Origin of the sequence: Roseburia sp. OM04-10BH (genome assembly GCF_003462605.1) — a bacterium.
GTDB classification, from domain to species: Bacteria; Bacillota; Clostridia; order Lachnospirales; family Lachnospiraceae; genus Roseburia_C; species Roseburia_C amylophila.
The window spans coordinates 14239-27396 of record NZ_QTZI01000019.1; the positions used below are offsets into that span (position 1 = coordinate 14239).

Genomic DNA, 13158 nt, shown 5'->3' on the forward strand with positions numbered 1-13158 from the left:
CACCTCAAAATTCCTTTGCTTGCACTGAAATCATTAACTCCAATGGCTTACTATTTTTCTCTATTTTCATCTTTTCTTATACAATGCAAGTTCCGGATTCTTACCGAGAAGTTTCTTCTTCATTTTCATTCCTCCAAAATAATTCTATCCGCTATTTTCTTTCTCCGACAAAAGCGCCGTATTGCTACGACGCTTTTGTTTTGCTCGGAAGCTGGAGCAAGGGAACGCTATTCAATTATTTGTTGTACTTTTTCTTTCTGCTGACAACCGTTGTACCAATGGCAGCACCGCTGCTGACAAACAGCAGGGCAATCCACAAAGCAAGGTTGCTTGTATCGCCGGTCTGCGGAGATTTGGAATCGTCCTTCAGCTTCGCCGTTACGGTGTCGGCTTTTTTGATTTCCTTTGTACCGTCCTTGTCGCTGTAATATTTACCGCAGCCTTCGCAGTACCAGTACTCGATATTGCCCTCGGTGGTCTTGGTCGCCGCAGTTACCGGGAAGTGCTTTAAGTCGGTGTGGTTCTTCGCATCAAGCTCACCGTATTCCGCACCGCAGACTTCGCACTTTGCCTTGTCCTTGCAGGTCGCTTTCCCGCCGGTGTGCTCAATCAGCTTCTTGCCGCAATAATCACACTTGTGGTCTTTGTTATCGTCTGCACACTCGCTGATTATATAATCGCAGATATCACATTTGTGGTCTTTGTTTGCATCGATGCAATTCTCGGTTTCCGTATGGCTGGTGTCACGCTTACAGATTCGGGTGTGTGTCTTTTCATCGCTGTTCTGCGTCCAAGCGCCCCAGTTGTGGTCCAGCGCATTGCCGGAGAAGAAGGTCGCCTCATCCGCCGTGCCCTCGGAGCTCAGACCGCAGACTGCGCAGGACTTGTAGTAGACCGCCTTTTCCGTGCAGGTGGCGGCGGATTTCAGGTACTTTGCATCCACGGTCTCCGCCGTGAAGTCGTGGGGCAGCTTTTCGCCATACTCAGCCTTGCAAAACTCACAGACGGCATTTTGGGTGCAGGTCGCTTTGCCGCCGGAGTGCTCCGCGTAGCCTTTCTTTCCCGCGTTATCCGTCACATCGCAGTTTTCATTGGCACATTCATGCCAGTGATGCGTTGCATCGGACGTCCAATCGGACTTCCAGCTATGGCCCGTAGCTGGAATCGGCTCTATTTTTGTTGCGTCGCACTTGGTGCAGCTATATGTCTTTTTGCCCGCTTTTGTGCAGGTAGGCGCTGTTGTTATCGTACCGTTGTCCCAAGTATGAGGGCCTACGTCATCCTTTTTATCGCAACGGGAACACTGCTTCCAGTGCTCGTTATCATCATGTGTCCAACTGGTAGTAAAATCATGTCCCAGAACATCGCCATATTCCGCACCGCAAACTGTGCATTTTGCTCTTTGGGTGCAGGTTGCCGTGCCACCGGAGCAGTTTTGTGTTTCCACGACATTGCAGGTGCAGCGGCGGCTGTGGGTGCCGTTGTCGTTCGATGTCCAGTTCCCATTGTGGGTATGTTCATCGCCCTGTCCCTTGAACACGGGCAGGGTTATTTTTGCCGTAGCCACATACTGGCAGCTGTCCCACGGAGAATTGTCGCGGTCAGCCTTGAGCAGCGCCAGCACCGTGTCGTTGGCGAAGTTTGCGGCGGTTTTGGACTCTGTTTTTGTAATGTTGCCATTACTATTGTTTTGGCCAACTGCGTTCAGGTTCGTACCGGCAAGATAGTAGCAGTTTTCTACAGTGCCATGATTACGGCCAACGATTTCGCCAACAGCATCACTATTATAGGGTGTTTTAATCGTTCCAACATTGTAGCAATTGGAGATCGTGCCCATGTTAAGCCACGTAACACCGCCAGTTCCATTAATTGTGCCGGTAATTGTGCCAACATTATAGCAGTCGATGATTCTCGCATTGTCAATATTACTGCCAGCAATACCGCCAATATAATCGCCACTGCCGCCAGTAACGCTGCAATTGTTGCTGCAATTTTCAATCGTCGCAGCATCCAAAGCGCCGCCCACAATGCCGCCGACGTGACAGGCTAGACCCGTCAAATTATAATTATGGGATACGTTACCTGCCACTGTCAGGTTTTTAATCGTGCCGCCTTTTACAGCACCGAATAGACTGGCATACCTGAAGTTGTCCGTAACGTTCAGGCCGGAAATGGTGTGGCCGCCGCCGTCAAATGTGCCCTCGTAGTAAATCTTATTTCCTTCGGTATAGTTTCCGATTGGCGTCCACGGTTCGTTATTCAAATCAATGGCTGCTGTCAGCACGGCGCAGATTTTGGTTTCTTCTTCGGTTTTTGCATCGTTCACCTTATCCCGGAACCATTTCAGCCCCGCGGCGGTGCTGATTTGATAGGGATCTGTCTCCGTGCCGCTGCCGGTGATGTGATCGGGGGTGCCGTTAAATGTGCCGCCGTTGATGATACCGCTGCCGGAAACTGTGCTGTTAAAAACGCCGCCGGTGATGGTTCCGTTGTTGATGACCTCGCCGTTGAATTTACCGTTTTCGATGGTGCTGCCGGGGGTAACGGTCACTTTGCCCTTGAACACAGTCTCGCCGGAGCCTGTAATGGTACAGGGACCCTCTGTTGTATCTCCCAGCACGACGTCGCCGTCAACCGAGCCGCCGTTGGCGTAAAGAATCCCATAGCCAGGTGTCGTAGAGCCGGTGATGTATAGTCCGCTTCCGTTTGCCGCAGCACAGCCGGCAATGCTCGCACTGCCCGCCAAGGTGATCTCCCTCACATAAAAGGCGCGCACACCGCCGCCATAGGCTTCGCCGGAGTTGACGGAATTCGTTGCCGTGCAATTTTGAATCACGGCGTTGCCCGACAGGGTGAGCGACGTACCGTTTGCGAGAAAGACACCCCCGCCGTTGGAAGATTTGGAAGAGTTGGAGATTGCCTTACAGTCTTCGATTTTTGCCTCACCAGACATCACAAAGCTGCTGCTGCTGCTGACATATACGCCTCCGCCGTTGGAAGAATGGGAAGAGTTGGAGATTGCCTGACAGCCTTTGATTTTTGCCTCACCAGACATTTCAAAGCTGCTGCTGTCGTTGACATATACGCCTCCGCCGAAAACAAATTGGGTCGCGCTTTCGGCGGTGCAGCTGCGAATGACCGCCTGACCTGACATTTTGAACGTGCCGGAAGCACGAACACCGCCGCCGATGATGGAGGCGACGCATCCGGCGATGCTGCCGCCGGACATAGAGAACTGACCCGATTCACCATCAATATGTACACCGCCGCCGTACGTCGCGGAGCAGCCGATAATATTGCCGCCGGTCATGGTCAACTGCCCGCCGGATGCGATATACACACCGCCGCCATAATAGTAGTAGGAGCCATATAGCAGAATCGGATAGCCCGTGCCGCCGGTGATGACGCCGCCGGTGACGGTCTCTGTGCCGCTTGCCTCGTCCAGCACCCACAGTTTGCCATTCGGATTGAATCTGTGCGAGAGATTACTCGTATTGCTGTCCTCGATCGTCAGCTGCCCGCCGCCCTCGACCACAATCACGCTGCCCTTGTTTGCGCTCTCGTATTTGAGCACATGACCGTTCAGGTCCAGCGTCACGGTGCGGTTGACGGTCAGGGAGTTGCTGATGCTAATGTCCCCTGTCAGCTTGACGGTGTTGACCTTAGAATCAGCAACAGCCGCAGTCAGCTCATCCGCGGTGCTGACTTCTGTTACCGTCTCGCTCCCGCCAATTAACGATGTCAAGGCTGTCTCCGGCTGGGGGGCGGACACTTCCCCCTCCGACTGTTCTTCGTTCTCTTCGCCTTCCGGCTCTGCGTTCTCAATGGGCTCGCTGCATTCGCAGTTTTCCGGCAAAGCGCCCTCTGCGCCGCAGATGGGACAATCTGCGTTCATTGCTTCTGCCGTGCAGGCCGTTTCGCAGGTGCATACAGGCGGTTCTTCCGTCTCGCTCTCGGCAAATGCCGTGGTCGGCACAAGGCAGAGCACCATGCACAGAGCAAGCAGGATACTGAATAATCGTTTCTTCATCTTGTTTCCTCCATTTCGCCGTTCTTTGACAGCTTAAAATCGTATTTCATTTCCAACATGGCAAACAGTTTATACATAACCTCTGTGGCAATTGCTTTAATATCTAATGATTGAATAAAGGCAAGCACCTTTGCCTGCTCTGCCTCCGGTACACGATACACCCGCATCGCCGCCGTCAGAAAACGGCTGAGCTTGCGTTCCAACGGAAAATGAATATCACATTTTCTCGCCATATAGCTGCGCATCAGTCCCGCCGTGCCGATTTCCATCTCGTAAAAGTCGCTCTCGGTATCATCGGGGAAATTTTCACCAAAAATCTGCTTCAGCTCTGCCGTGGTATGCAGGTAGATATACTCCGATGTTTCGGGCAGGGAATAGGCTTCAATGTAGATTTCCCGCAGGTTCTCGTTCAGCTCGGTCAGCGTCAGTTGGATCGCCGTTTCCACCGCATAGGCGTAAACCGGCGGCAGCTTGCTGTCTGCAATGCTTCTTGCCACGCCGAACTGTCCGCCGAACATCGTTTCGGTCAAGTCCAGCAAAATTTTATCCTTGGTGGGAAACAGATTCAAATAGCTTCCTCTTGCAACACCTGCTTCGTCCACAATCTGACTGACAGTGGTGTTTTTATACCCCTGTTCCAGAAAGAGACGGACGCACACAGTCAGTATTTTCCTCTTTGTTTCACTGCTGTCTCTCCGCAAATATATCACCTCTCTTCAAATATTATTAGTATATATACTAATAATATCATCTCGAGAGTGAAAAAGCAACTGGCATTTGATATTTTTCCGCTTAACTCAATTTATTTCTTTTTAACTCAACCAATGTTAAAAGTAAAGTTTTTGTTTTCATTGAAAATTACAGCCTATAAAGGCTTTTTTGTTCAATGAACTTTTATCCTGCAATTTGTGCAGACCGTCTGCACAATTAGATTGTTGCCTCACTGTGGCAACAATCTAAGCAATATATAAATCTTCAATAACAGCCGTATAGATTTTGGATTCACGGAGTCCAAAATCTCTAAGAACACTTTTACTATGTATTATCCTTCAGCCAATAACACTGATACAACATATCTGTCATTTTTATTCCATTGAAAATTTCCGCCCATAAAGGCTTTTTGTTCAATGCAATTTAAATTTGCAATTTGTGCAGACGGTCTGCACAAATTACTTTTTCATATCAATTCTACTTCTAATATCTTCTACGGCAGGTAATGCATTTTTCAAATCTAACGGTAAATCCGTGCATAAGTGATATTCACTGACACCAATCGGTTTTGACATATCTCTCAATGCATACTCTGCAATTGTTCTATTTTCATCTCTGCACAAAATAAGTCCCACTGATGGATTATCCTCTGGAGCTTTCACTAAATCGTCTAAAGCAGATAAATAAAAATTCATCTTTCCTGCCTGTTCTGGCTTAAACTCGCCAGTTTTAAGGTCTATTGCTACATAACATCTAAGCTTTGTGTTATAGAACAGAAGGTCTATATAGAAATCTTTTCCTCCAACTTCAAGATGATACTGCTGTCCCATAAAAGCAAAACCAGTGCCTAATTCCATCAGTAGAGAAGTAACATTTTTTACAAGTTCATTTTCTATATCTGTTTCCAACATTTCTTGCCTGCCATTCATGACCGCAAGCACCTCTCCACCATACTTTTTTATTTGAACCGAAAGTAATGTCATCAGGCGTAAGCGTTAAATTCTTTTCCGACCACTCCGAAACAAGCTCCGGGTGTACTTCTGCTAAACTGTTATTCATAGCCAAACCTCAACCTCCTTGTGCTTAGAGTATATGAAGTTTTGGCTTTATCTTGTAGTTTGCGAATATCCGTATAAATAGAAAAAGCCCTATGGGAAAGGGATTTCTCCTCTCTCAAAGGGCAAGTTGGCAAACTGGAAGTTATAGTGCAATCTTTTTCCATTTTCTAATCTTGGTTCTAAAGGTTCCGAACGGAGCAACTGTATTAACATGTATGAATTTGTATACTTCCCAGACAGCTGTTTTAGTTGCTTCGTCAGCCCATTTTCTCATATGTGGTTTAAATAATTCTTCCTCACTCAGAGAATCAATCATTACATAAATAGAGTTGATATTCTCATTCAATCTGTCTTTCAATTCTTGCAGTGACAGCTGAGCATATGTATCTGCGAACCATTGATATAATTCGCCAAGCTGATTCCACTTAAAATTATCCGAAGGAGTTTTGACAGGAATACCCTTTCTTTCGTCTGATTCCCATTTAATAACAAGAGTTGTCCAGCCAACCTGATAAGCAAGATTTTCTGCCGGAGTTCGATCGACCTCATCAATTCTCTTATCTTTTAAATGCTCCGGAATATCATTAAATTCTGAAATATACTTTGCAAAGCTTTTATTTATCTCGTTTTTAAGCTCGTCTTTATTCTCATATGTTCTCAATAGTCTATCTCCTCAGCTTCCGATTTTCCAGTTTCAAAAAAAGGATTTTTCAAATTAGTCTTTGCAAATAACCTTTGAACCTTCACCATCAATTACAATTCCCTGATGGTTGTTAATAGGGCATAGATTCAAATCCGAAAATTCAGTCATTATTTTCTCGGTAACTTTCTTAAATGGTGCTGTAAGATAATGCGGAAGAACATAGAAATCAATCAAATCAAGCCCTGCATCATCTTCTTGTGAGTAGTCCTCCGGCTTTTCATCCATTTGCTCGATATATTGGATGCTTGGAGCGCATATAATCGCACCTGCCGATTCACCAATCATCAGTTTTCCCTTTGCCAATTCTTTTTTCAACAGCTCATCCGTTCCCGTTTTACGGAGCTGGTCTATAAGGAAAAAAGAATTTCCGCCGGTAAAATATATCACATCCGCATCTTCAAAAACAGACTGTATCGTTGAATAAGCCTCCGTTGAAATATCAATTTCAGTTACGATTGCTCCCAACTTTTTGAATAATTTTCGAGCCGAGCCGACATAACCGGTGTAGCCTTCACGCAGCGAAGCTGTTGGAATAAATGCGACTTTTTTATTTTCAATTTCTTCCTTTATCAGACTTCCTACACTTGAAAAGTGCGAACATAAAAACAGTTTCATCAATATTCTCCTTTATATATAAATTCTAATTTTCCAATTTAACAAACTGGGATTTATCTATTAACTCTCTTAACTTTCCCCTATTTTCAAGGCTTCCCGCCATTGAAAATTCTATATATGTATCCTTTTCCCTTGTTTTTGCCCTTATGGGATAATTACAAGGGAAAATTCATTATTCAGTTGTTTAATCGTTGCCTGCCACTTTATCAAGAAGTCTTGCGGAAGTCCGCTTTGCTTCCCTTGTAGCATGGGCATAGACATTCATGGTGGTACTCACGTCTGAGTGTCCTAACAGTTCCTGCACATCCTTAGGCTGAGCCCCGTTGGATAAGAGGTTTGTCGTGTAGGTATGCCTCAGTGTGTGGAAATGGAAACCTTCAAGCTCCGGTACTTTTCTTCCTGCTGTCCGGCAGGCTGTTTCTATGGTTGCCGGAAGTTCCAGACAACCATCCTCCCTTAAGCATACAAAGAAGATTTCGGTGTAATCTTCCGGCACATTCTCTGTCATTCCCAAATGATAATACTCGTAATGCACCCGATTCTTTTCCATTACTTCTCTGTAAAAATTCCGCTGGTAGAGTTCCCCATACTGAAAACGGTTTTTGTGCTGTTCCTTTTTTGCATTCCTCAAAATATCTGCGAGGGTATCGCCAAAGTCAACAACCCTGATCTTTTTCCACTTTGTCGGACCGATTTCGTGCTTATGGGTAGCACCATTGTAGCGGATGCTCCTGCGTACAGTGAGATACTGTTCTTCAAGGTTGATATCCTGCCATGTCAGACCTGCTACCTCTCCAAGTCTGAGACCTGTAAAGTATGCTATCTGAACCGGAAGAATCGCATCCCCACTTCGTTTTCCAAGCTGTTCAATCAGTTTCCGGTACATTTCAAAGGAAAGCGGTTTAACCTTGTCTCTGTCTGCGGCTGTTTCATCCGCAAACAAATCTGTTTCTTCCTTTTTATGCCTCATCACCACATACTGCATTGGATTGAAGGTAATAAACTGTTTCGGAAATACCGCAAACCGGAATGACTGTTGCAATACTGCTGAAAATGACCTTACATAATCAATGGAATATCCTTTTGATATAAAATCTCCCACAGTGCCTCCAAATGAGAGCAAATCCATAAACTCCTGCAGGTGTACCGAAGTCACCGTTTTCAGTTTCCTTTTGCTGATAGGGTGTTGTTTGATTCTCCCAATTGTCTGAAGATAATTGCCAACCGTTCCATTACTCAATGTGCCTGTCTTTAATTCTTCCTCAGCCCACAGGTCAAGCAACTCTCCGAGTGTGATGTTTTCAGCCTTTGCAACAAACCGCTTGGCTTCATAATCCTCCATTGCCTGCCTCAACAGCTTTTCCGTCTCGCTTTTGTTTTCCGTACCTGCAAATTCCTTCTGCACCAGATTACCGCTTGCATCTTCCACATAGAAGCGGTAGTACCATTTCTTGCCTTTCTTTCTTACAGAACCTTTTGCCATAATCGTTACTCCTTTCGATATCGACAATCGGAACTGATGAAATGCTTTCTGCGTGTAAGTATATCATAACTCCGGTTGTCTAATCTATACCGGTTCGGAGTCTTTCTCTGAAAGAAGATTTGCAAGCCTTACGGCTGCCGTTTCGGGATTCTTGGAATAGAGCCTTACAATGTCGCCCATGTCGTTCAGTGCGTTTACCGTATGGGTGATTTCCCTAAGGAACATAATCTCATTATATTCCTGATTGGATTCAAACCCCATTACTTTTGCAATTGTGGCATCTTCCGTATTCCCTTTAAAATTCTTACAGGCATATTGAAAGGAATCAACGAATAATTCGTATTCCTTCAACATCAGCAGCAGTAAATCTTTGGAAAAATCCGCTTCGTCTGCCTTCATATCATAAGGCAGTTTGGAGAGAATGGAAGTCATGGTATCACGAATCTGTAATTCCCTTTTATCCGTAACATCACTTGTCATTTCTTCCGTCTCGCCCTTCAGCCACTCCACTGATACATGAAGTGCTTCCGACAGACCATCCAGAACAAGCTTCTTGGTGTTGTCAATCGTTCCTGCCTCATACCGCTGTATGGTGGAAGCGGTAACTCCCATCTTTTCTGCTATATAAGGCTGGTTGACACCTAATTCCAGTCTGCGTTGTTTTGCCCTGCTACCGATTAACTTGCGTAATTCTTTATCTTTCATTCTGATACGCCTCCTTTTTCGGTATGGCTAAAGTATAACACAGTAAAAGTAGCATTGCAATATGCAAGTTAATAATTGCTTTTAAAATTTCGTAACGCTTGACAAGAAGATATAAAAGTTATATAGTAGGCATAGTCACAAAATTGCATTATGCAATTCAAGAGGAGGTGTTTTAATGACAGAAGTGAAGATTGCACTGTCCATTGAGGAAGCTGCCGACTATACGGGTATCGGCAGAAATACCCTGCGGAAACTGGTAGAATGGAAAAAGCTTCCGGTATTGAAGGTAGGACGGAAAGTCCTTATCAAAACGGATATGCTTGAAAAGTTCATGACCGCCAATGAAGGCAGGGACTTAAGGGACAAAGGAAATGTCAGAGCTGTCACAAGAAATGTGACAAATTAAATAGGGACAGTCCTAAGACCATCCCTAAGGTATGTATCTGACCGAAGCCATGATATACCTACACGCAAATAGATTATACCATGTGCTTCCTCTAAGATACAACCGGAAATTTAAGAAGTGGGGAAGAAACTTTTTTATACAAGCCCTCGGCGTTTGAGAGCGAAATACACCCCTCGCACAAATCTTACGATTTGTACTCTGTGTATTTCGCCCTGCTGGGAGCTTTTCGCCGACAGGCGGATATGTTCGTAGACAGGCTACCTATGTAGCCTACTCACTTTCACATTAGAAAGTTTCCCATCCTCATTTCTTGCAGCTTCGTACTTGGCAGATACGGAAAGGAGGAAGCACATGCCAAGAAATTCATTTATTCAGATGACGAAGCTCCACAATGTCCGGGGAAGAATTTATTATATTTCAAGCCCAAAGAAGCAGGAAAATCTGTATGCGGTATATGAAACCACAGACCGTAATTTTTGGACTGACCTTGCAAAATATAATCAGGCAGAATTTAAAAAAAACGGTACGGAGGGGAAATGTATTGAGGCAAGGGAATTGATCATAGCCCTGCCGGAATCTTTTACGGAGTATCCTCCAGACAGACTGTTGCAGATATTTACAGACCATTTCAGACAGACTTACGGAACGGACTGTATCGCAGCCCTGCATCACAATAAGCGGAAAACCAACTATCACATCCATCTCATTTTTTCGGAGCGTACACTCTTGGAACAGCCCATAGAAAAGGTTGCCACCCGCAATATGTTCTATGACGAAAAGGGAAATCATGTACGCACCAAGAAAGAGATACTTGATGAAGAAGGAAATATCCGTAAAAGGTGTAAGGTGATTCACAAAGGTGAGGTATACGAAAGACAGATTTTCTCCATTAAGGATAAACACTTCAAGGCTGAAAATTTCCTTGATACCGTCAAGCAGGATTATACCAATCTTATCAATCAGTATGTGCGGGATAAAAGCCAGCGGTTAGAAGTTTTTGAGCGTGGCGGTATGTATCTTGCCACCAAAAAGATTGGTAAGAACAATCCGAAAGCCGCCGAGATTGAGGCAAACAACAGTAAACGCACCTTGTGGAATCAGACGGTTGACAGAGCGATTGTAACGGGTGTTTCCAAGTCAGAAATCATGCAGATAAAAAAGGAACGGATAACGGACAAGATTGTGGAATCCGTATGGCTTTACGGAAACAGACCGAATCTGTTATCTTCCATTATCGGTACTGCCATTGCAGTATTAGAACTGTTAATCTCCAAAGTATTTCTCAAAACTCTGGAGCTTGCAGATAAAGTAATTTCCAAAGAGCTTGAAGCAAGACCGGAGAACACAGATTTCAAAGAGCAGAAAGCTGTACCAGAAGAAAGCAGAAAGCAGACAGATACACCAAAGCCTGCCATACCGCCAAGACCACAGCCATCACCGGAAGCAGTTTCTTACAAGCACTTATGCGAAATTTATCAAAAGCTGCAAGAACAGAATAAAGCAATTTTTGCACTCGAGAAACAGCGAAGTGACCTTGAAATTGAACTGTCCGACAGCAAAGGTATCTTCAAAGCAAAAAGGCGTTCCGAACTTTCAACAGAGATAGCCGGATTGGAGGAACGTATTTCCCGAATGAAAGCCCGATTATCCCATATCGTAAAGGAATACGGGTATCAGAATGCGGAAGCCTTCTACAAAGCATTTCATAAGTCAGAGACAGCTTATGGGGATTATCAGGACAGCCTTAAGAATTGGAAACAACGGTATGGAGAAAAGCCACAGTCTCTACACGATAGGCTTATATCTAAGAAACAGGACATAAAGGAGCGAGAGTTAACAAGACCATATTCTCCACCAAACCGTGGAAGGAGTAGATAACAAACGAAGGGAGGCAATTGCCTCCCTTCGTTTGTTATCTCTCTGTAAAAGACTGGAATTTCACCCTCTCGCATAAAGATACAAATTATTTTTTTATTTCCTTATCATATATCTTTTTTGAGTATACCACAGTTACAATTGTTGCTAATAATAAATAAATCAACATAAAGATTGTGCCAGTCATCCCACTTGTAAATACGGTTGTAATGATAGTCAATAACCCCGTAATAATAATACATATTGCACCAAAGCGGTTACTCTTTCTCCATGTATTATCATTGTGCATACTCCAAACGGTTCGAACTCCCACTACTGCATTTCGTTTTGCCTTTGTCATAAAATTTCCTAATACAATAAACATAATACCACACAAAATACATGAAACTTTTGCAATGTCAATAACCGCATGTTCACCACCTGCATTTGCCTGTATCCAAGAAGAATAAAGAATAAAATAATGCATAATCCCGAACATGATTGCTTGCGAAATTCCTACAACACATAATACCTTTGCAGAAGATTTTGCTTCCATCTGTTCCTTTTCTGTATTTGCATTTTTTGATTTTTTCTCAAACACATAGATTAGCAAGTGCCAAAACAGTGTAATAAACAAAATAATTACCGGAAAAATAAAGCTTTCTGTTTTACTTCCCCATCTGTCAGTGTTTCCCTCCAAGTCATGATGCATAGGTATAATATCAGGCATAAACTGTAGTACAACACTTGTAACTACAACTGGTATCATTGCTACTATCCACATTATTTTTTTCATACTTTTTTTCCTCCAAACTGGTTAACCCATATAATTAATTCATCGAAAACCGTAGTGTTGATTTCATAATAAACAAAGTTTTTCTCTTTATATTCAGATATCAAATCTGCGTTTTTTAATAATTTTAAATGATAAGAAAGAGCAGCCGGTGTGATCTGTAATTTTTCAGCAATCTCTCCAGCATTTAATCGCTCATTTTTCAACATAATAAGAATGTCTCTTCGCTGGCTATCTGCCAATACTTTAAAAATGTTAGTTTCTCCCATATCTTTTACCTATTTAAAACTTTCTTTAAATAGATTTTAGCATGCTATTTGTTTTTGTGCAAGAACTATTTAAAAATAATTTTAAATAGAGAGGATACACTGAAAAATCAACGTGTCCTCTCTATAAAAATTAAAATAAAATTCAAGCATCAAAAAGCTTAAAATTTTCGTCTCTTGTTATATTATGAGATAACCGTACATCCTTTCCATGATATTCTAATAGTTTTGAAAGCATTTCAATCCGTTCTTCCTGCCATTTTCATTTCATGTTATAATTTGTTACAGGATTTTCTTTCCCTTAATTTTGCCCTTGTGAGCATTCGTAACATGAGGGAAAAGGATATAACACAAGGGAAAGCGTAAGGGCAAACTCACTCGCTACAAATTTAGCATTTACAAGGGTTTGCGGACTTCATGAAGATAAGATATAACAGTTAATAAATGTTATGGATTCGATTAAATCAAAACTGGGATTTGTAAATATCATTTTACATTTTTATATGAAATCACAATATGACTTGGTGCAAATAA

At 43.5% G+C, this 13158-nt stretch carries 12 protein-coding genes; 2 read left to right on the forward strand and 10 right to left on the reverse strand.

Annotated features, from left to right (window positions below):
- Positions 1–235 precede the first annotated feature (235 nt).
- The 8 genes from DXB43_RS15545 to DXB43_RS14310 all read right to left on the reverse strand — a co-directional run bounded on the left by DXB43_RS15545 (position 236) and on the right by DXB43_RS14310 (position 9305).
- Entirely contained in the window at positions 236–4030 is a 3795-nt protein-coding gene (locus tag DXB43_RS15545) for a pectate lyase-like adhesive domain-containing protein (RefSeq protein ID WP_243006691.1), read from the reverse strand.
- Positions 4027–4740: a TetR/AcrR family transcriptional regulator gene (locus DXB43_RS14280; protein ID WP_242986271.1), complete on the reverse strand. Its 714-nt coding sequence runs from the start codon at positions 4738–4740 to the stop codon at positions 4027–4029. Before DXB43_RS14280 ends, DXB43_RS15545 begins: the two co-directional genes overlap by 4 nt.
- Before the next feature lie 459 nt (positions 4741–5199).
- Positions 5200–5652, reverse strand: a complete 453-nt coding sequence (locus DXB43_RS14285; RefSeq protein WP_330408426.1) for a DUF1016 domain-containing protein — start codon at positions 5650–5652, stop codon at positions 5200–5202.
- The gene (locus DXB43_RS14290; protein WP_117947885.1) at positions 5627–5800 is read right to left on the reverse strand and encodes a zinc-ribbon domain-containing protein; all 174 of its coding nucleotides are present in this window, start codon (positions 5798–5800) and stop codon (positions 5627–5629) included. Before DXB43_RS14290 ends, DXB43_RS14285 begins: the two co-directional genes overlap by 26 nt.
- Before the next feature lie 141 nt (positions 5801–5941).
- Positions 5942–6460, reverse strand: a complete 519-nt coding sequence (locus DXB43_RS14295; protein WP_117699394.1) for a ClbS/DfsB family four-helix bundle protein — start codon at positions 6458–6460, stop codon at positions 5942–5944.
- 54 nt (positions 6461–6514) lie between these two features.
- Entirely contained in the window at positions 6515–7117 is a 603-nt protein-coding gene (locus DXB43_RS14300; RefSeq protein WP_077326061.1) for a Type 1 glutamine amidotransferase-like domain-containing protein, read from the reverse strand.
- Between the two features lie 184 nt (positions 7118–7301).
- Entirely contained in the window at positions 7302–8600 is a 1299-nt protein-coding gene (locus tag DXB43_RS14305) for a tyrosine-type recombinase/integrase (RefSeq protein ID WP_117947886.1), read from the reverse strand.
- An 84-nt stretch (positions 8601–8684) separates the two neighbouring features.
- On the reverse strand, positions 8685–9305 hold the full coding sequence (locus DXB43_RS14310) for a helix-turn-helix domain-containing protein (RefSeq protein ID WP_005604344.1): 621 nt from the start codon (positions 9303–9305) through the stop codon (positions 8685–8687).
- Between the two features lie 175 nt (positions 9306–9480).
- On the opposite strand from DXB43_RS14310, the gene DXB43_RS14315 reads away from it, so the two are divergent.
- Together DXB43_RS14315 and DXB43_RS14320 are read left to right on the forward strand one after the other, a co-directional pair.
- Entirely contained in the window at positions 9481–9711 is a 231-nt protein-coding gene (locus tag DXB43_RS14315; RefSeq protein WP_005604346.1) for a helix-turn-helix domain-containing protein, read from the forward strand.
- A gap of 351 nt (positions 9712–10062) precedes the next feature.
- Entirely contained in the window at positions 10063–11589 is a 1527-nt protein-coding gene (locus tag DXB43_RS14320; RefSeq protein WP_117947887.1) for a MobA/MobL family protein, read from the forward strand.
- Positions 11590–11674: 85 nt separating this feature from the next.
- Here the strand turns inward: DXB43_RS14320 and DXB43_RS14325 are convergent, their stop codons facing one another.
- Complete coding sequence (locus DXB43_RS14325) at positions 11675–12361, reverse strand: SdpI family protein (RefSeq protein ID WP_117947888.1); 687 nt, start codon at positions 12359–12361, stop codon at positions 11675–11677.
- Positions 12358–12627: an autorepressor SdpR family transcription factor gene (locus DXB43_RS14330; protein WP_117947889.1), complete on the reverse strand. Its 270-nt coding sequence runs from the start codon at positions 12625–12627 to the stop codon at positions 12358–12360. The genes DXB43_RS14325 and DXB43_RS14330 overlap by 4 nt, the downstream gene beginning before the upstream one ends.
- Positions 12628–13158 lie beyond the last annotated feature (531 nt).

Bases quoted from the DNA above. Each gene is read 5' to 3' on its own strand.
- DXB43_RS14330 (WP_117947889.1), bottom strand. From the start codon at position 12,627: ATGGGAGAAACTAACATTTTTAAAGTATTGGCAGATAGCCAGCGAAGA.
- DXB43_RS14325 (WP_117947888.1), bottom strand. From the start codon at position 12,361: ATGAAAAAAATAATGTGGATAGTAGCAATGATACCAGTTGTAGTTACA.
- DXB43_RS14290 (WP_117947885.1), bottom strand. From the start codon at position 5,800: ATGAATAACAGTTTAGCAGAAGTACACCCGGAGCTTGTTTCGGAGTGG.
- DXB43_RS14320 (WP_117947887.1), top strand. From the start codon at position 10,063: ATGCCAAGAAATTCATTTATTCAGATGACGAAGCTCCACAATGTCCGG.
- DXB43_RS14300 (WP_077326061.1), bottom strand. From the start codon at position 7,117: ATGAAACTGTTTTTATGTTCGCACTTTTCAAGTGTAGGAAGTCTGATA.
- DXB43_RS14285 (WP_330408426.1), bottom strand. From the start codon at position 5,652: ATGTTGGAAACAGATATAGAAAATGAACTTGTAAAAAATGTTACTTCT.
- DXB43_RS14310 (WP_005604344.1), bottom strand. From the start codon at position 9,305: ATGAAAGATAAAGAATTACGCAAGTTAATCGGTAGCAGGGCAAAACAA.
- DXB43_RS14315 (WP_005604346.1), top strand. From the start codon at position 9,481: ATGACAGAAGTGAAGATTGCACTGTCCATTGAGGAAGCTGCCGACTAT.
- DXB43_RS15545 (WP_243006691.1), bottom strand. From the start codon at position 4,030: ATGAAGAAACGATTATTCAGTATCCTGCTTGCTCTGTGCATGGTGCTC.
- DXB43_RS14305 (WP_117947886.1), bottom strand. From the start codon at position 8,600: ATGGCAAAAGGTTCTGTAAGAAAGAAAGGCAAGAAATGGTACTACCGC.